Origin of the sequence: Pseudomonas sp. Snoq117.2 (assembly GCF_900110545.1) — a bacterium.
Taxonomy (GTDB): domain Bacteria; phylum Pseudomonadota; class Gammaproteobacteria; order Pseudomonadales; family Pseudomonadaceae; genus Chryseomonas; species Chryseomonas benzopyrenica.
Genome location: NZ_FOED01000001.1, coordinates 62,408 through 80,319 on the forward strand (window position 1 = coordinate 62,408; position 17,912 = coordinate 80,319).

Here is a 17,912-nt window from a genome sequence, read left to right on the forward strand (position 1 = left end):
TCACACCGCCGTCTGAGCACCTTCGAACCAGGCCAGCTTCTCGCGCAGCGCCACGACCTCGCCGACGATCACCAGGGTCGGCGCATGCACCTCATGCTCGGCGACCAGCTGCGGCAGATCCTGCAAGGTACCGGTGAACACCCGCTGATTGAGCGTGGTGCCCTGCTGCACCAGCGCAGCAGGCGTGGCCGGGTCCTTGCCGTGGGCGATGAGTTGCTCGCAGATGGTCGGCAGCCCCACCAGTCCCATGTAGAACACCAGGGTCTGCCCCGGTGCCACCAGATCGGTCCAGGGCAGATCGGCCGAGCCGTCCTTGAGATGACCGGTGACGAAGCGTACCGACTGGGCATGGTCGCGGTGCGTCAGGGGAATGCCGGCATAGGCCGCACAGCCACTGGCCGCGGTGATGCCCGGCACCACTTGGAAAGGAATGCCTTCGGCCGCCAGCTCTTCGATCTCTTCGCCGCCACGGCCGAAGATGAAGGGATCGCCGCCCTTGAGCCGCAGGACCCGCTTGCCTTCCTGGGCCAGCTTGACCAGCAGGCGATTGAGATCGTCCTGGGGTACCGCATGCTCGGCGCGGCGCTTGCCGACATAGATGCGATCGGCATCGCGCCGGCACATGTCGAGGATGGTCGGCGCTACCAGGCGGTCGTAGAGCACCACGTCGGCCTGCTGCATCAGCCGCAGGGCGCGGAAGGTCAGTAGATCCGGATCGCCGGGACCGGCGCCGACCAGATAGACCTCGCCGCGAAAGGTGGCCGTCTCGCTGGTCAGCTTGGCTTCCAGCAGTTGTTCGGCGGCCTGGGGCTGGCCGGAAAAGACCTTTTCCGCAACCTCGCCCTGGAACACCTCTTCCCAGAAGATGCGTCGCGCCTGCAGATCGGCGAAACGCGTCTTGACCCGGGCGCGGAAGCGCTGCGCCAGTTGCGCCAGCTGACCGTAGGTAGCGGGGATCCAGCTCTCCAGCTTGGCCCGTACCAGGCGGGCCAGCACCGGAGCATCTCCGCCACTGGAAATGGCGATCACCAGCGGCGAACGATCGACGATGGCCGGGAAGATCACGGTGCACAGCTTGGGCGCATCCACCACGTTGACCGGCAGGCCCAGGGCCTGGGCATCGTGGGACACCGCCTCGTTGACCGCGTCGTCATCGGTGGCTGCGATCACCAGGCAATGCCCGGCGAGCTGGTCCGCCGCATAGCGCTCGACCCGGCAACTACCGCCCCGCGCCTCGACAAAGGCACGTACCTCCGGCTCGATCTCCGGCGCCACCAGGGTGATGCGGGCACCGGCTTCGGCCAGCAGCACGCTCTTGCGCAGGGCGATGTCGCCCCCGCCGACCACCAGCACCGGACGGCCATCGAGCTTGTGGAAGAGCGGCAGGTAATCCATCAGCCGATGACCTCGAGGCCACCCATGCAGGGCTTGAGTACCTCGGGGACGCGGATGCTGCCGTCAGCCTGCTGATAGTTCTCCAGCACGGCGACCAACGTACGACCCACGGCCAGGCCGGAGCCGTTGAGGGTGTGCACCAGCTCGGGCTTGCCCTCGGCGTTGCGGTAGCGGGCCTGCATGCGGCGCGCCTGGAAGTCACCGCAGTTGGAGCAGGACGAGATCTCGCGATACTTGCCCTGGCTCGGCACCCAGACTTCCAGGTCGTAGGTCTTGGTGGCGCCGAAACCCATGTCGCCGGTGCACAGCGAAAGCACCCGGTAGGGCAGTTCCAGCCGTTGCAGCACGGTCTCGGCGTGGCCGGTCAGCTCCTCCAGGGCCTGGAAGGAGGTGCTCGGCTCGACGATATGGACCATCTCCACCTTGTCGAACTGGTGCTGACGGATCATGCCGCGGGTGTCGCGACCCGAGGCCCCGGCTTCGCTGCGGAAGCAGGGGGTATGGGCGGTGAACTTCAGCGGCAGGCGCTTGGCGTCGAGGATCTGGCCAGCGACCAGGTTGGTCAGAGTGACCTCGGCGGTGGGGATCAGGTAGAGATCGCTCTCGCCTTCCCGGCCGATCTTGAACAGGTCTTCCTCGAACTTGGGCAGCTGACCGGTGCCCTGCAGGGTCTCGGCCTGCACCAGGTAGGGGGTATAGGTCTCTTCGTAGCCGTGCTCACCGGTGTGCAGGTTGAGCATGAATTGCGCCAGGGCACGGTGCAGACGGGCGATGGGACCGCGCATGACGGCGAAGCGAGCGCCGGAGAAGCGTGCGGCGGTCTCGAAGTCCAGCCAGCCGTGGGTCTCGCCCAGGGCGACGTGGTCCTTGATCTCGAAGTCGAAGTCGCGCGGGGTGCCCCAGCGCCGGACTTCGACGTTGTCGTCTTCATCCTTGCCGACCGGCACCGAGGCGTCGGGCAGGTTGGGCAGGCCCAACAGCAGGGCATCCAGCTCGCCCTGGACCAGATCCAGCTCACGCTTGGCTTCTTCCAGCTCACTGCCCATGCGATCGACTTCGGCCAGCAGCGGCGCGATGTCTTCACCGCGCGCCTTGGCCTGGCCGATGCCCTTGGAGCGGGCGTTGCGCTCGGCCTGCAGGGTCTCGGTGCGGGTCTGCACGGCCTTGCGACGAGCTTCCAACGACTCCACCAGGCTGACGTCGAGGACGTAGCCACGGGTCGCCAGGCGTGCGGCCACCTCCTCGGTTTGGGTGCGAACCAGTTTCGAATCAAGCATGTCCGTGTCTCTTGCTTAGGAATGGGGGCAGCCGCGCCGGCCAGGCGTCAGGAACGCGGCCGGCGCTGGCGCGGGCTGGACCGGTCGAGGTCCGCCAGGTGCTGCAGTTTATCGCGGATCTTCAGCTCCAGCCCACGGGGAACCGGCTCATAGTAACGGCGCGGCTCCAGCTCTTCGGGAAAGTAGTCCTCGCCCGCGGCATAGGCTTCCGGTTCATCGTGGGCATAGCGGTATTCGTCGCCGTAGCCGAGGTTCTTCATCAGCTTGGTCGGCGCATTGCGCAGGTGCAACGGCACCTCGCGCGAGCCGTTCTGGCGCACATCGGCCAAGGCGGCCTTGTAGCCCATATAGACGGCATTGCTCTTGGGCGCGCAGGCCAGATAGACGATCGCCTGGGCGATGGCAAGCTCGCCTTCCGGACTGCCCAGGCGCTCCTGGACATCCCAGGCGTCCAGGCAGAGGCTCAGGGCGCGGGGATCGGCATTGCCGATGTCTTCGCTGGCCATGCGCACCACCCGCCGGGCGATGTACAGCGCATCGCAGCCACCGTCGATCATCCGAGCGAACCAATAGAGAGCGCCATCAGGATTCGAGCCCCGCACCGACTTGTGCAGCGCGGATATCTGGTCATAGAAGGCCTCGCCGCCCTTGTCGAAACGCCGGCGCTGATCGCCGAGCAGACTCTGGAACAGCTCGGCATCCAGGACGCCACCGTCCTCGGCCAGGTCCGCGGCGTTCTCCAGCAGATTGAGCAGCCGCCGGCCATCGCCGTCGGCGACCGCCAGCAGCAGCGCCAGGGCATCGTCGGGCAGGCTCAGGCGCCGATCGCCCAGGCCCTTGGCGCTGGTGAGGGCGCGCTGCGCAAGGCCGCCGAGCGCCTCGTCGTCCAGACTCTTGAGCACATAGACCCTGGCCCGCGACAGCAGCGCGTTGTTGAGCTCGAAGGAGGGATTCTCGGTGGTCGCCCCGATAAAGATCAGGGTGCCGTCTTCGACATAGGGCAGGAAGGCATCCTGCTGCGACTTGTTGAAGCGATGCACTTCGTCGACGAAGAGGATGGTGCGCCGGCGATACTGGGCAGCCTGCTGCTTGGCCACCTCCACCGCATGGCGGATCTCCTTAACCCCGGAAAGCACCGCCGAGAGCGTTTCGAAGTGGGCATCGGAAACCTGGGCCAGCAGCCGCGCCAGGGTGGTCTTGCCCACCCCGGGCGGCCCCCAGAAGATCATCGAATGCAGCGCACCCTGTTCCAGCGCCTCGCGCAGGGGCTTGCCCCGCGCCAGCAGGTGTTGCTGACCCGCGTATTCATCGAGGGTCTCGGGACGCATGCGGGCAGCCAAGGGCTGCCCGACGGGTGCGGTGCTGAAGAGATCCATGAGGTGCGATCACTCCTGGATGACGTCGGCTCCCTTGGGCACCTGGAAGGTGAACTGGGACGCGGCCACCGGCTCGTTGAGCTTGACGTTGAAGAAGAGGATGTTGGTTCTCTGACCGGCACCGTCGATCAACTGCATGTCGTTGATCACGCCATTGCGGAAGGACAGCCGCAGGCTGTCGAACAGGGTGTCCTTGGTCTTGGGCTTGAGCACGAAGTCGACGACGTTGCCGGCGTCCTTGCTGGTGACGTCGAAGCTGCTTTCGATCTTGGAGATGTCACCCGACAGCAGCAGCGCCGGCGTCTGGGTCAGGCGCAGGTCCAGCTTGCGGATGGTGACCTGCTCCAGGTCCGGGTCGTACAGCCAGACCTGCTTGCCGTCGGACACCAGCAGTTGCTCCTGGGGCGCATCGGAATGCCAGCGGAACAGCCCGGGACGCTTGAGGCTCATGTTGCCGGCGGTTTCCTGCAGCCGGGTACCCGAACCATCCAGGGTCAGCTGGGAAAAACGCGCGGTCAGGGTCTGGGCCTTGTCCAGCAGTTGCGACAGGCGACCCACCGACGCCTGGTCGGCATGGGCGGAAAAGCTTACAGCGGCCAAGGCGGCCAAGGCGGCCAAGGCGAAGCAACGCAGCTTGTGCATCGAAGTCCTCATGGATGTCAGTCTCTCACCGGAGCAGGCGCTGTGACCTCGCGCGAACCGTTGGTGTTCATGGGCGATACGACACCGGCCATTTCCATGGTTTCGATCATCCGTGCCGCCCGGTTGTAACCGATCTTGAGCTTGCGCTGAACCGCGGAGATGGACGCCCGCCGGCTCTCGGTGACGAAACGCACCGCTTCGTCATAGAGCGGATCGTCCTCGTCGCTCTCCCCGCCTTCGCCGCCACCACCGTCGAAGCCCGCACCACCGCCCTCGTCCGGGCCGCTGAGGATGTCTTCGATGTAGTCGGGTGCGCCCCGCTCCTTCCAGGCCTCGACCACGCGATGGACCTCGTCGTCGGACACGAAGGCGCCATGGACCCGGATCGGCAGACCGGTACCCGGCGGCAGATAGAGCATGTCGCCGTGACCGAGCAGCTGTTCGGCGCCGCCCTGGTCGAGAATGGTCCGGGAGTCGATCTTGCTCGACACCTGGAAGGCCATCCGCGTGGGGATGTTGGCCTTGATCAGACCGGTGATGACGTCCACCGAGGGGCGCTGGGTGGCCAGGATCAAGTGGATACCGGCCGCTCGCGCCTTCTGCGCGATCCGCGCGATCAGCTCTTCGACCTTCTTGCCGACGATCATCATCATGTCGGCGAATTCGTCCACCACCACGACGATGGTCGGCAGTGTCTTCAGCAGCGGCGCCTCGTCGTCCATGCTCTCGCGACGATAGAGCGGATCGATCAGCGGCGTACCCGCTTCCTCGGCGTCTTTCACCTTACGGTTGAAGCCGGCCAGGTTACGCACGCCCATGGCCGCCATCAGCTTGTAGCGCCGCTCCATCTCCGCCACGCTCCAGCGCAGGGCGTTGGCGGCTTCCTTCATGTCGGTCACGACCGGGCAGAGCAGGTGTGGAATGCCCTCGTAGATCGAGAGTTCCAGCATCTTGGGGTCGATCATGATCAGGCGCGCGTCTTCCGGACTCGACTTGAACAGGATCGACAGCAGCATGGCGTTCACGCCCACCGACTTACCGGAGCCGGTGGTACCGGCCACCAGCAGGTGTGGCATCTTGGCCAGGTCGGTGATGACCGGCTTGCCACCGATGTCATGACCCAGGGCCAGGGTGACGGGCGACTTGGCCGCCGCGTACTCGGGCGACTCGAGCACTTCGGAGAAACGCACCATCTGGCGATCTTCGTTGGGAATCTCGATACCCACGGTGGTCTTGCCGGGAATGACCTCCACCACCCGCACACTGAACACGGCCAGCGAACGCGCCAGGTCCTTGGCCAGGTTGGAAATACGACTGACCTTGACGCCGGCCGCCGGCTGAATCTCGAAGCGGGTGATCACCGGACCGGGATGGACGCTCTCCACGATCACCTCGACGCCGAACTCCTTGAGCTTGACCTCGAGCAGGCGCGACATGTTCTCGAGGAATTCCGGCGAATAGCTCTGCTGTTTCTTCTCGGCGCGATCCAGGATCGACAGCGGCGGCAGCGTACCTTCCAGATCCGCGTCGACCCGGACCACGGCAGCCGCCGGCGAATAGGGCGCGGGGGCCGGTGCTGGCACCGTCTTGCGTGGCGGCGGCGTGGGCGCGGCGACATTGGCAGGCGCTGGGACAGGCGCGGCAGCCACAGGCGCGGACTCGGGTGCTTCGGCGACAAAGCGACTGGCCGCGGGCATCTCGATGCGCGGCGCGGCGCGCTCCACCCGTGGGGGCGGTGCGATGTCGAGCAGGTCATCCAGGTCTTCGTCGGCGACCGGAACCGGCACTTCGCGGGCCTTGCTCTTGCGCGCAACCGGCGGCGACACCGGCTCGTCGAAGGTGTCCAGCTCCGGGGCCTGACGGCGACCGCCGGCCAGGCGGCTGAAGCCACCCTGCACCAGATCCAAGAGATCCAGCACCACCTTGCCGGTGAAATCCATCACCTTGAACCAGGACAGATCGGTAAAGACCGTCAGTCCCAGCAGGAAGAGCGCGAGGAACAGCAGCGTACTGCCCTGGACATTCAGGGCGGCGACCGACAGCTGCCCGAGGCTCTCGCCCAGGGCACCGCCCGCCGATGCCGGCAGGGCGGACACGGCATGGAAATGAATGTAAGCGAGCACCGAACCCGAGATCACCAGCAGCACCAGGCCGGTCAGGCGCCAGGAAAATAGCCAGCCGCTCCACTCCCAGGGCAGATGCCGCTTACGGAAGATCTGCCAGGTCTTGACGGCGAGCAGGACGGGAAACACGAAGGCGAAATAGCCGAGTGCCATGAACAGCACATCGGCCAGCCAGGCGCCGGCGCGGCCAGCGGTGTTATGGACCTGGTCGATGCGACTGGTGTGGGTCCAGCCCGGATCGGAAGGGTCGTAGCTCAGCAGAGCCATGAGTAGATACAGGCACAAGGCGGCCAGTGCGATGAGCACCACCTCCTTGAGACGATAATGCAGATGCTCACGCCATTGGTTGACGTGGCTGACAGAACTGGATTGCTTCAAGCGCGCTTTTCCCGCACACGGAACGTGTGACCGTGAATCAAAAACAGTGCGCCATTCTAGATCGTCCGGGCCCTGGTTCTACAGTCCCGCAACGAAACATGGCACGATAGCGGACGGTCGTACCGGAACCGCCTTCAGGCACAACATTGGAGCATTCTTTCGTTGTCCTGACAAAGAGTTATGACGATTTCTTGAGCTTGTTACGCACAAGCTCATACCCTCAGCTTCCTGTATCAGAAGGCGCCCTCCCCTACCATGGTGAAATGGCTGACCCGCGAAAGCCCTGACTTCCCGCCCCTGCAGCAGGCGTTGCGCGAACCCAACGGCCTGCTGGCGATCGGCGGCGACCTGAGCGCGGCGCGTCTGGTCAATGCCTATCGTCACGGCTGCTTTCCCTGGTATCAAGCTGGCCAACCCTTACTCTGGTGGTCGCCGGATCCCCGTACGGTGCTCTTCCCGCCGGACCTGCATGTCTCCCGCAGTCTGGCGAAGACCCTGCGCAAGACCCCACTACGCGTCACCTACGACCAGGCCTTCGCTCAGGTGATCCTGGCCTGCGCCGGTCCGCGACGCGATGCCGACGGCACCTGGATCACCGCGGAAATGCGCCAGGCCTACCAGGAATTGCATGCCCAAGGCTGGGCCCATTCCGTGGAGGTTTGGGACGGCGATCAGCTCGTCGGCGGGCTCTATGGCATCGCCATGGGCAAGCTATTCTTTGGCGAGTCCATGTTCAGCCATGTCGACAACGCCTCCAAGATCGGCTTCGTGACCCTGGTACGGGATCTGGCGGCCTGGGGCTTCGTGATGATCGACTGCCAGATGCAAACCGCACATTTGCAGAGCCTGGGCGCGAGCAGCCTGTCACGGGAACGCTTTGCCGATTACCTGGCCAAATACCTGGATCAGGCCAGCATGGCCGCCTGGCCTACCTCCTGCGGGTGACTTACACTCAGGCCAGGCTTATGTAGAGATTCGACATGACCGAGCTGGCGAGACTCAAGTTTTACGCAACCCAGCCTCACGCTTGCAGTTACCTGCCCAACGAGCAGGCGACCACGCTGTTTCTCGACCCCTCGCAGCCCATGAACGGTCAGATCTACGCCGAGCTGTCCGAGCTGGGCTTTCGCCGCAGCGGCGATCATCTCTACCGCCCCCACTGCCAGCTCTGCAAAGCCTGCGTTCCCGCGCGCATTCCCGTCGCTCGTTTCCGCCCTAGCCGGAAGCAGAGTCGAGTGCTCAAGCGCAACCTCGACATCAAGGTCACCCGCTGCGACCCGGGCTTTACCGAGGAGCGTTACCAGCTGTACGCCCGCTACATCAGCGAACGCCACGCCGACGGTGACATGTTCCCGCCGAGTCGAGGCCAGTTCTCCACCTTCCTGGTCAGCCATCTGCCCTACGCCTTCTTCTACGAGATGCGCGTCGAGGACCGCCTGATCGGTCTTGCCGTCACCGACGTGCTGCCCAATGGCATGTCGGCGGTCTATACCTTCTACGACCCCAGCGAAGAAAAGCGCAGCCTGGGCGTGTTCGGCATCCTCTGGCAGATCGCCGAAACCCGCCGCCTGGGGCTGAATGCGGTTTATCTCGGCTATTGGATCAAAGGGTGTCGCAAGATGTCCTATAAGACCGAGTATCGCCCCATAGAGCTCTTCGTCAACCAACGCTGGGTCGCCCTGGCCTGATGAAATAGCGCTTTTTCTGAATTTCTGTCAGAATATGGGCCTTTTTCGCCCGGACTGCTCTGGGCCTATCTTGTCACCGAGGGCTTTTCTATATATGTCGAAAGAAGACAGCTTCGAAATGGAAGGTACTGTCGTCGACACCCTTCCCAACACCATGTTTCGCGTGGAGTTGGAAAATGGGCACGTCGTCACCGCGCACATCTCCGGAAAGATGCGTAAGAACTACATCCGCATCCTGACGGGCGACAAGGTTCGCGTGGAACTGACGCCTTACGATCTGAGCAAGGGCCGGATCACCTACCGCGCGCGCTAAGCGGATCCTTTCATGAAAAAGCCCGGCTATGCCGGGCTTTTTCATGAGCGATTGTAAATCGCGACCTGCCCTCAGGCAGGTTCGGCCGTGGTCTCGAACTCGAATTCCAGCTCGTCGTCCACCGCATCGATATGAACGATGCCGCCATGGTCAGCCAGTTCCCCGAACAGGATCTGCTCGGCCAGCGGCCGCTTGATCTTGTCCTGGATGAGCCGCGCCATGGGACGAGCGCCCATCTGCACGTCATAACCCCGTTCCGCCAGCCAGCCACGGGCAGCATCGCTGACTTCGAGCTGTACACGCTTGTCTTCGAGTTGCGCCTGGAGTTCGGTGAGGAACTTGTCGACGATGCTCTTGATGACCTCGGTGCTCAGGCGGCCGAACTGGATGATGGTATCCAGACGGTTGCGGAACTCCGGCGTGAAGCTCTTCTTGATGACTTCCATGGCATCGGTGGTGTGATCCTGCAGCGTGAAGCCAATGGACGCGCGTGAAGCGGTTTCGGCGCCAGCGTTGGTGGTCAGGATCAGGATCACATTGCGGAAGTCGGCTTTACGGCCATTGTTGTCCGTAAGGGTGCCATGATCCATGACCTGCAGCAGCAGGTTGAACACTTCCGGGTGAGCCTTCTCGATCTCGTCGAGCAGGAGCACGCAGTGGGGGGTCTTGGTGATGGCCTCGGTCAGCAGACCGCCCTGATCGAAACCGACATAACCGGGAGGCGCGCCGATGAGACGGGACACGGTGTGCCGCTCCATATACTCGGACATGTCGAAGCGTACCAGCTCCACACCCATGGCCTTGGCCAGCTGTCGCGCCACCTCGGTCTTGCCGACACCCGTAGGCCCGGCGAACAGGAAGGAGCCGACTGGCTTGTCCGGCGATTTCAGACCGGCTCGGGACAGCTTGATGGCGGTGGACAGGGATTCGATGGCCAGATCCTGACCGAAGACGGTCAGCTTGAGATCGCGCTCCAGGTTGCGCAGCAGTTCCTTGTCGGAGCTGTTGACGGTCTTGGGGGGAATCCGTGCGATCTTGGCGACGATGTCCTCGACCTGCTGGACATCGATGCGCTCGGCACGCCGGTCTTCGGGCTGCAGGCGCTGGTAAGCACCGGCTTCGTCGATGACGTCGATGGCCTTGTCGGGCATGTGCCTGTCGTTGATGTAGCGCGCGGCCAACTCGGCTGCTGCGCGCAGCGCCTCGTCGGTGTACTCGATGTGGTGGTGCTGTTCGAAGCGCCCCTTGAGGCCACGGAGGATGCCGTAGGTGTCATCCACCGACGGCTCGACGACATCGACCTTCTGGAAGCGCCGCGCCAGTGCCCGGTCCTTCTCGAAGATGCCGCGGAATTCCTGGAAGGTGGTCGAGCCGATGCAGCGGATCTCACCGGAGGACAGCAGCGGCTTGAGCAGGTTGGAGGCGTCCATCACCCCACCCGAGGCAGCCCCGGCACCGATGATGGTGTGGATCTCGTCGATGAAGAGCACCGCATGGGGGCGCTTCTTCAGTTCCGCCAGCAATGCCTTGAATCTCTTTTCGAAATCGCCGCGGTACTTGGTACCCGCCAGCAGGGCGCCAAGATCCAGGGAATAGACCACGCTGTCGGCCAGCAGGTCAGGCACCTGGCCATCGACGATGCGCTTGGCCAGGCCTTCGGCGATGGCGGTCTTGCCGACGCCTGCCTCACCCACCAGCAAGGGATTGTTCTTGCGGCGACGGGCCAGGATCTGGGCGACGCGCTCGACTTCCTGCTCGCGACCGACCAGCGGATCGATACGACCCTGACGGGCCTGCTCGTTGAGATTGCTGGCATAGGCTTCGAGCGGATTGTTGGAGGAGCTGGGCTCGGCACCCTCCTCCTCGCCCGCATCCTGGTCCTGCTCGGCTTCGGGTGCAGCGCCGGGGACCTTGGAAATACCGTGGGCGATGAAGTTGACGACGTCGATCCGGGCCACGCTTTGCTGCTTGAGCAGAAACACCGCCTGGCTTTCCTGCTCACTGAAGATCGCCACCAGCACATTGGCGCCGGTCACTTCGCGCTTGCCCGAACTCTGCACATGGAAAACTGCGCGTTGCAGAACGCGTTGGAAGCCCAGCGTCGGCTGGGTCTCGCGCTCGTCATCCTGCTGTGGGATCAGGGGCGTGGTGGAATCTATGAATTCCAACAGATCGCGGCGCAGGCGATCGATGTTGGCGCCGCAGGCTCTCAACACGGTGGCGGCCGCTTCGTTATCCAACAGCGCCAGCAGGAGGTGCTCAACGGTCATGAATTCATGACGCTTCGTCCTCGCCTCCTTGAAGGCGAGATTCAGGGTGACTTCGAGCTCACGATTCAACATAGCTTCACCTCATAGCCCAAGCAGCACAGTAGCCCAAGCAGCACAGATCTAACTTTCGATTTCGATTTCACACAACAGCGGGTGGTTGCACTCCCTCGCATATTGATTGACTTGCATGGCCTTGGTTTCAGCGACATCGCGAGTAAATGTTCCGCAGACCGCCTTTCCCTGGGTATGCACGGTAAGCATCACTTGGGTAGCGGCCTCGCGGTTCATGCTGAAATAGCTCTCCAGCACCTCTACGACGAACTCCATGGGGGTGTAGTCATCGTTATACATCAGAACGCGATATCTGGCTGGCCGTTTTAGCGCAGGTTTTGCCTCCTGCACCGCCAGGCCACCGTTGTCGCCGTCCTGATGTTGGTTGTCGTCCGCCGCCAGTCGGATGGGGTCGATTACACGCATTCTGATCGATTCCGAATTACGGGATGAATAGCAGGAAAAAAAGAGCTTGATCCACGTCTCAGCCGCCTAGTGCCTCGCCTTGACTAAGGCTGAAAGGGTGTTACAAACATCCTGTACCGACGAGGTACCAAGGGTTCCGTTGTAGTGGCGTCTGTGTGGATTCACTGGAACTGTAGTCGAATGATACTCCAGGCTTGGAGTCCTTTGCAGAGGGAGCCGGTATGCTCAGTGGCAAGGTCAAATGGTTCAACAACGCCAAAGGATATGGCTTCATCGTTGCAGATAACAGTGATGAAGACCTATTCGCTCATTACTCGGCCATTCAGATGGACGGTTACCGCACACTGAAGGCGGGCCAGGCGGTCAACTTCAATATCGTTCAGGGCCCCAAGGGCCTGCACGCCGTCGAGATACGCGCGGCCGAAGTGAGCGCACCTGCCGCTGCGCCGGCCACCAACGCTCTCGATGTACGGGACACGGTCAGTACGGAAGCCTGATCTCACGCCCCTTCGGGGGCGCCATCTCCCCCGTCGCGCCGCTGTCCTTCGCCGTGACCCAGATCGCGTTCCGGAAACATCAGGTCCCTGACCCGGTTCTTCAGCGTTCTGGCGTCGGGAAAGCCGCCGTCTCTCTTGCGCTCCCAGAGCACCTCCCCGCCACAGGCGATCTCAAAGACGCCACCGGTTCCCGGTAGCAGCGTCACCCCACCCAGATCGGTACCGAAGGTGCTGAGCAGTTCCTGAGCCAGCCAGCCCGAGCGCAACAACCATTGGCACTGGGTACAGTAGTGGATGGTGATGAAGGGTTTGGCGTCCGCCACGATACACCTCGCAAGGCCTGGGCTCCCTATAATACGCAGCCCCCGATCCTGTCCGCCATGTGGTCCATCCTATGCGCCCGTTGCTGCTGGTTGCCTGCCTTCTGCTGTCCACTCTGGCCTGGAGCGCGCCGCCGACCAAGGTCGGACTGGTGCTATCCGGCGGTGCCGCGCGGGGACTGGCGCATATCGGCGTGCTCAAAGCCCTGGAAGAACAGGGCATTCAGGTGGATGCCATCGCTGGCACCAGCATGGGTGCGGTGATCGGCGGACTCTATGCCGCCGGCTACAGCGCCGAGGAGCTGGAACGCATCGCCCTGGAAATGGACTGGGGCCAGGTGCTCTCCGACCAGCCACCGCGCAAGGACGTGCCCTTTCGCCGCAAGCAGGACGACCGGGATTTCCTGATCAAGCAGAAGCTCAGCTTTCGTGACGACGGCACCCTGGGCCTGCCCATCGGCGTGATCCAGGGGCAGAACCTGGGGATGATGCTGGAAAAGCTGTTCGTGCATACCAGTGACACCCGGGATTTCAATCAGCTGGCCATCCCCTTTCGCGCCGTGGCCACGGATATCACCAGCGGCGAGAAGGTGGTCTTCGACCATGGCCGCCTGCCCCGGGCCATTCGCGCCAGCATGTCGATTCCGGCGGTATTCGCTCCGGTGGAGATCGACGGCCGCCTGCTGGTGGATGGCGGCATGGTCGACAACATTCCCATCGATGTCGCCCGTGACATGGGTGCGCAACGAGTGGTCGTCGTGGACATCGGCACTCCCCTGCTCAAGCGCAAGGACCTGACCACGGTACTCGACGTGCTCAATCAATCCACCACCCTGATGACCCGCAACAATTCCCAGGCGCAGCTGGCGACGCTGGGCAAGCAGGACCTGCTGATCCAGCCGCCGCTGGCCAGCTATACCAGCGCCGACTTCAGCGAGGTCGAGGCACTGATCGATGCAGGCTATCGGGCGACCATGGCCATGGCGGGCGAACTGGCGGTGCTGCGCAAGGACGCGCACGGCGAACGCTCCACGGCGGTCGCGGCCGCGCGCACACCCAGCAGCCGCACCCCGGTCATCGACGCGATCCGCATCGAGAACGACTCCAAGGTCGAGGACGAGGTCATCCGGCACTATATCCGTCAGCGACTGGGCGAGCCGCTTAATGTCGAGCGCCTGCAGGACGACATGAGCACCCTCTACGGCCTGGACTATTTCGACCAGGTGGAATACCGCATCCGCCGAGACGGCCCCGGCGACAACGTGCTGGTGATCTATGCCCGCGGCAAGCGCAGCGGCACCGACTTCCTGCGACTGGGCCTGAATCTGTCGGACGACCTGCGGGGTGACAGCACCTTCAACTTCGGTGCCAGCTATCGCGTCAACGGCCTCAATCGCCTGGGCGGCGAATGGCTGACGCGGGTGCAGATCGGCGATCATCAGGAGCTCTACAGCGAGTTCTACCAGCCGCTGGACGTCGGTTCCCGCTACTTCATCGCGCCCTACGTCGGCGGCGAGGCCCGCAACATCGAACAGCTGGAACGCAACGACCCCGTCGCCGAATATCGGCGCGAACGCTATGGCTTCGGTCTGAACCTGGGTCGGCAGATCGGCAACAAGGCCGAGGTACGGCTGGGTATCGGCCACGACTGGGGCAGTACCAAGGTGCATGTCGGACCGCGCGATACGCCGGAGGAATCCTTCACCGAAAGCTTCTACGAATTGCGCTATTCCCTGGACGATCTGGACGACGTGAACTTCCCGCGTGAGGGCCAGGACCTGGCACTGACACTCAAGCAATTCGATCCAAGCCTGGGCTCCGACTCCCGCTACCGCCAACTGGATCTGCATCTGAACAAGGCGCTCAGCTACGGCTACAACACCTTCGTGCTGGGTGGCGGTCTAGGGCGGACGCTGTCGACCGACAGCGACACCAATGTGGTGACCAGCAGCTTCCTGCTGGGTGGCGCCTGGCAACTTTCCGGCTATCGGCAGGACGCCCTGTCCGGCCAGAATTACGGTCTGGCGCGGCTGATCTACTACCACCAGCTCACCCAGAGATCGCTGTTTCCGCTGGACACCCCGGTCTATCTGGGCGGCAGCCTGGAAAAGGGACGGATCTGGAATCGGGATGACGACTACGACAGCGGCAACATCAGCGCGGCCAGCCTGTTCCTCGGACTGGACACGCCCCTGGGACCGCTCAAGTTCACCTATGGTCTGAGCGACCAGGGCCAGCACGCCTTCTACATCAACCTGGGCAACAGCTTCTGATCAGGCGATCCGGGAGAGCAGGATCTCGGCCCGTTCGCGCTGGCTGTCACTGCCTTCGCTGACGATTTCCTGCAACAGCGAGGTGGCGTGCTGGACGTCACCCTGGTCGAGACAGGCCTCGGCCTCGGCAAACCGCCGGGCGATGGTATCGGCCATGAAGTGCTCATCGAGACTCAGGTCCAGTTCCATGACCGCAGGCAGCTCACCGAGTCCCTCGGGCAAATCGTCCTCCAGGGTGACTTCCAGGGCGTCGGCCTGCTTCCAGCCAGAATCGGCGTCCAGCTCCTCGGTTAGGGCGATGGCTTCGTCGAGGCTCAGGTCGGCCAGATCCAGATCGTAGTGCTCCTCGGTCACCGGCGCGGGTACCGCCGGCTCGGCGAACTGCAATTCCGCCGACCATTCGCTGGCCGGCGCATCGAAGGCTGGCAGGTCGAGGTCCAGATCGTCCTCTAGCAGGGACTCCACCGGATCGGCGGACATCCCGGGAAACTGGGCATGCAGGACCGCCAGACTCGCCGCCACGCCTCCCAGCGCCAGAAAACGCTGTTCGTGCTCCCTGAATGCCGGAGCCTCGCCCAGGGTGGCCAGCACCCGGAGCAGCAGCAGCCGCAGATCCTGGCGACGATCGTCTTCGACGAGGCCGCTTTCCAGCACTTCCCGCGCCTGGCCGTAGCGGCCATAGGCGATGTAGATCTCCGCACGACCGGCATGATCGTCGACCGGCGCCGGGCTGGCGGCGACGGCTGTGGGCTTGGCCTTCGACTTGGCGATCACCGGCTGAGTAGCGGCCAGCACAGGCTCAGGCAAGGGCTCGACCATTTCGACACTTTCGACGTCACCCGCGTCGTCGAAGACGACGTCTTCCGTCTGCCGCCGGCGCCACCAGAGCACACCGGCCAGGGCCAGCAGGGCCGCGCCACCCGCTAACAACAGCGAGCGCAGTGACAACAGACCTTCGTCGGTGCTGCCCGCGGTAGGACTGGAGGCGACGGGCGCCGCCTGAGCGGCAGGGCTTTCCGGTGCCGGCGTCGCGGGTACGGGCGTCGGCGTGGCCAGGGCCACCGAACGCGCCTGCTTCAATTGCTGCTGCAGACCTTCACGGTCCTGCTGGAGCTGCTCGATCATCACCTCTTTCTGTGCCAGCAATGCGTCGTAACGCTCCTGCAGCTGGGTCAGCTGACCTTCCAGGTCGCCAACCTGACGCCCGAGGTCCTGCGTCACCAGCAGGGGCTTGGTGTCTTCGGCAGAGCTTCCGGCCGGCTGCGGCGCCGCTACTGGAGGCGCCACTGATTCCGGTGCCGGTGCCGGCGCAGCGACGGGTGCTGCGGCCGGTGCTGGCGCAGCAGGTGCAGGTCCCGGTGCCAGGGCGGGCGCCGTGGCGACTGGTGCGGCGGGTACCGGGCTGGGTGCGGGCGGCGTGGTCCTGGCGACTACCGGCTGCCGCGGCGCAGGTTCGCTGACACCCACGGGCAGGCGCAGGCGCTGACCGGCCTTGAGTCGTCCGGGATCATTGTTGGCGAAGGACGCCGGATTGAGGGCGAACAGATCGGCCATGAGCTGCTCGACCGATCGATTGGCCATTGGCCCCAGGCGCTTGGCGATGCTCCAGAGGGTATCCCTGGGACGCGTCTGGTAAACGCCCTCCCCAGCGGATAGGTCTGGCGAGGGCGCCAGCCCCTGGCGCGGTGCAGATACGGTTTGGCGGACCACCGGATCGGCGGCCGGGGCAGCGGCGCGAGCGGACGCCGCCTGGACGCGCGCCGGGGCGGTACTGGCGACGCTGGTGGGCGTGCCACCACTGCGCGGTGGATCCACCAGCAGGGTGAATTCGCGCAGCTGCTTGCCACCCGGCTGCTCGAGCTGAACGATGAAGCCCAGATAGGGCTCGACCAGTGAGCGGCGGGAGGTCACTTCGACATAGCTGCCCGCCGCCGTGCGCAGGTGCGGAGTGAACTTCAGATCGTCGAGGAACTGGGTACGATCCACACCGGCTTGTGCGAACGCCTCGTTCGCCGCAAGGTGGATGCGGAAGTCCCCGGCATCGGCATCGCCGAGGTTGACCAGCTCGATCCGTGCACGCAGGGGTTCGTTGAGAGCTGACTGCAGGGTGATGCCCCCCAGGCCGAGCGCGAGCGCCGCTTGAGGAAGAGTGGTCAGCGCAGCGGCCGACAGGATGACAAAGGCAAGGGGACGGCGTTTCGCGACCATGGATACCGCTGCGTCAGGTATTCGAAGAAACCGGTGTTTTAGCGCGGTGGCTCACAAAAATCGCCTCCGCCACGCTGGAACGTAGCATCGATACCGACAGACGGCAAACCGATGACCAGCAGCGCGAAAAGGACGGCTGCGGATGGGATGGAGCGCTAGCGGCGATGCCAGACGCTCCGGCCAGATCCAGTACCTGTGCTGGGTGAAGGTACCGGGACGGAGCGAGCCGCCAGACGGCGGTCAGCCGCGCTCGAGATTGGCGAGGACGCGCTGGTGCACCTGCTGGCAGATGGCGATCTCTTCATCGTCGAGACCACTGAGCAGCTCCTTGCGCAGGGCCTCGGCGATGGTCTCGATCTTCTCAATCAGCGGACCGGCTTCCTGGGTCAGCATGATGCGCTTGGCACGACGGTCCTCGGTGACCGCCAGGCGCTTGACCAGCCCCTGCTTTTCCAGGCCGTCCAGCAAGCGGGCCAGGGTCGGCCCCTCGATGCTGATGCTTTGGGCCAGTTCACGCTGGGTGGGCTGGACCCCCTTCATCCGCGCCAGGTTCAGCAACACCTGCCAGCGCGCCTGAGACAACCCCAGGTGACTCAGGCGACGGTCGAGCTCGGCGCGCCAGGCACGGGAGACATGAAAGATCTGGCGGCCGAACAGGTGTGGATCGGTAGTCAT

At 64.0% G+C, this 17,912-nt stretch carries 15 protein-coding genes; 5 read left to right on the forward strand and 10 right to left on the reverse strand.

All coding sequences use genetic code 11. From position 1 onward, the window contains the following. The 5 genes from cysG to BMZ43_RS00460 are packed head-to-tail and all read right to left on the reverse strand — an operon-like array spanning position 1 to position 7,191. Positions 1-1,395: a siroheme synthase CysG gene (gene cysG / locus BMZ43_RS00440; protein WP_064308041.1), complete on the reverse strand. Its 1,395-nt coding sequence runs from the start codon at positions 1,393-1,395 to the stop codon at positions 1-3. Next, positions 1,395-2,672, reverse strand: coding sequence for a serine--tRNA ligase (serS, locus tag BMZ43_RS00445; RefSeq protein ID WP_093248977.1), 1,278 nt, complete (start codon positions 2,670-2,672; stop codon positions 1,395-1,397). The genes cysG and serS overlap by 1 nt, the downstream gene beginning before the upstream one ends. 47 nt (positions 2,673-2,719) lie before the next feature. Then, positions 2,720-4,048, reverse strand: coding sequence for a replication-associated recombination protein A (locus BMZ43_RS00450; protein WP_017641766.1), 1,329 nt, complete (start codon positions 4,046-4,048; stop codon positions 2,720-2,722). A 9-nt stretch (positions 4,049-4,057) separates the two neighbouring features. Next, a complete protein-coding gene (lolA, locus tag BMZ43_RS00455) occupies positions 4,058-4,681 on the reverse strand; it encodes an outer membrane lipoprotein periplasmic chaperone LolA (RefSeq protein WP_371913849.1) in 624 nt (207 codons plus the stop codon). A 26-nt stretch (positions 4,682-4,707) separates the two neighbouring features. Next, positions 4,708-7,191: a DNA translocase FtsK gene (locus BMZ43_RS00460; protein WP_093248992.1), complete on the reverse strand. Its 2,484-nt coding sequence runs from the start codon at positions 7,189-7,191 to the stop codon at positions 4,708-4,710. A gap of 255 nt (positions 7,192-7,446) precedes the next feature. Here BMZ43_RS00460 and aat point away from each other — a divergent pair, with 255 nt between their 5' ends. From aat to infA, 3 genes are all read left to right on the forward strand, one after another. Next, complete coding sequence (aat, locus tag BMZ43_RS00465) at positions 7,447-8,136, forward strand: leucyl/phenylalanyl-tRNA--protein transferase (protein ID WP_017641764.1); 690 nt, start codon at positions 7,447-7,449, stop codon at positions 8,134-8,136. Between the two features lie 35 nt (positions 8,137-8,171). After that, entirely contained in the window at positions 8,172-8,879 is a 708-nt protein-coding gene (locus BMZ43_RS00470; protein ID WP_017641763.1) for an arginyltransferase, read from the forward strand. 94 nt (positions 8,880-8,973) lie between these two features. Continuing rightward, positions 8,974-9,192 carry a translation initiation factor IF-1 gene (gene infA / locus BMZ43_RS00475; RefSeq protein WP_002553999.1) on the forward strand — a complete coding sequence of 73 codons (219 nt, stop codon included), beginning with the start codon at positions 8,974-8,976 and terminating at the stop codon, positions 9,190-9,192. A 71-nt stretch (positions 9,193-9,263) separates the two neighbouring features. On the opposite strand, the gene clpA is transcribed toward infA, so the two are convergent. Both clpA and clpS read right to left on the reverse strand, forming a co-directional pair. Beyond that, positions 9,264-11,534: an ATP-dependent Clp protease ATP-binding subunit ClpA gene (gene clpA / locus BMZ43_RS00480; protein WP_093248996.1), complete on the reverse strand. Its 2,271-nt coding sequence runs from the start codon at positions 11,532-11,534 to the stop codon at positions 9,264-9,266. 48 nt (positions 11,535-11,582) lie between these two features. Continuing rightward, complete coding sequence (clpS, locus tag BMZ43_RS00485; protein ID WP_017641761.1) at positions 11,583-11,939, reverse strand: ATP-dependent Clp protease adapter ClpS; 357 nt, start codon at positions 11,937-11,939, stop codon at positions 11,583-11,585. 221 nt (positions 11,940-12,160) lie between these two features. On the opposite strand from clpS, the gene cspD reads away from it, so the two are divergent. Then, a complete protein-coding gene (cspD, locus tag BMZ43_RS00490) occupies positions 12,161-12,436 on the forward strand; it encodes a cold shock domain-containing protein CspD (protein WP_093248999.1) in 276 nt (91 codons plus the stop codon). A 2-nt stretch (positions 12,437-12,438) separates the two neighbouring features. Here the strand turns inward: cspD and BMZ43_RS00495 are convergent, their stop codons facing one another. After that, positions 12,439-12,759, reverse strand: a complete 321-nt coding sequence (locus tag BMZ43_RS00495; RefSeq protein ID WP_017641759.1) for an Rdx family protein — start codon at positions 12,757-12,759, stop codon at positions 12,439-12,441. Between the two features lie 71 nt (positions 12,760-12,830). Here BMZ43_RS00495 and BMZ43_RS00500 point away from each other — a divergent pair, with 71 nt between their 5' ends. Further along, positions 12,831-15,029 carry a patatin-like phospholipase family protein gene (locus BMZ43_RS00500; RefSeq protein WP_093249001.1) on the forward strand — a complete coding sequence of 733 codons (2,199 nt, stop codon included), beginning with the start codon at positions 12,831-12,833 and terminating at the stop codon, positions 15,027-15,029. Here BMZ43_RS00500 and BMZ43_RS00505 read toward each other — a convergent pair whose 3' ends face one another. Next, positions 15,030-17,237, reverse strand: a complete 2,208-nt coding sequence (locus BMZ43_RS00505; RefSeq protein ID WP_093249004.1) for a FimV/HubP family polar landmark protein — start codon at positions 17,235-17,237, stop codon at positions 15,030-15,032. A 240-nt stretch (positions 17,238-17,477) separates the two neighbouring features. Continuing rightward, on the reverse strand, positions 17,478-17,912 hold the full coding sequence (locus BMZ43_RS00510) for a MarR family transcriptional regulator (protein ID WP_017641756.1): 435 nt from the start codon (positions 17,910-17,912) through the stop codon (positions 17,478-17,480).

Excerpts from the sequence above, each read along its gene's own strand:
- cysG (WP_064308041.1), bottom strand. The coding sequence starts at position 1,395 with ATGGATTACCTGCCGCTCTTCCACAAGCTCGATGGCCGTCCGGTGCTG.
- serS (WP_093248977.1), bottom strand. The coding sequence starts at position 2,672 with ATGCTTGATTCGAAACTGGTTCGCACCCAAACCGAGGAGGTGGCCGCA.
- BMZ43_RS00450 (WP_017641766.1), bottom strand. The coding sequence starts at position 4,048 with ATGGATCTCTTCAGCACCGCACCCGTCGGGCAGCCCTTGGCTGCCCGC.
- aat (WP_017641764.1), top strand. The coding sequence starts at position 7,447 with ATGGTGAAATGGCTGACCCGCGAAAGCCCTGACTTCCCGCCCCTGCAG.
- BMZ43_RS00470 (WP_017641763.1), top strand. The coding sequence starts at position 8,172 with ATGACCGAGCTGGCGAGACTCAAGTTTTACGCAACCCAGCCTCACGCT.
- infA (WP_002553999.1), top strand. The coding sequence starts at position 8,974 with ATGTCGAAAGAAGACAGCTTCGAAATGGAAGGTACTGTCGTCGACACC.
- clpA (WP_093248996.1), bottom strand. The coding sequence starts at position 11,534 with ATGTTGAATCGTGAGCTCGAAGTCACCCTGAATCTCGCCTTCAAGGAG.
- clpS (WP_017641761.1), bottom strand. The coding sequence starts at position 11,939 with ATGCGTGTAATCGACCCCATCCGACTGGCGGCGGACGACAACCAACAT.
- cspD (WP_093248999.1), top strand. The coding sequence starts at position 12,161 with ATGCTCAGTGGCAAGGTCAAATGGTTCAACAACGCCAAAGGATATGGC.
- BMZ43_RS00500 (WP_093249001.1), top strand. The coding sequence starts at position 12,831 with ATGCGCCCGTTGCTGCTGGTTGCCTGCCTTCTGCTGTCCACTCTGGCC.
- BMZ43_RS00505 (WP_093249004.1), bottom strand. The coding sequence starts at position 17,237 with ATGGTCGCGAAACGCCGTCCCCTTGCCTTTGTCATCCTGTCGGCCGCT.
- BMZ43_RS00510 (WP_017641756.1), bottom strand. The coding sequence starts at position 17,912 with ATGACTACCGATCCACACCTGTTCGGCCGCCAGATCTTTCATGTCTCC.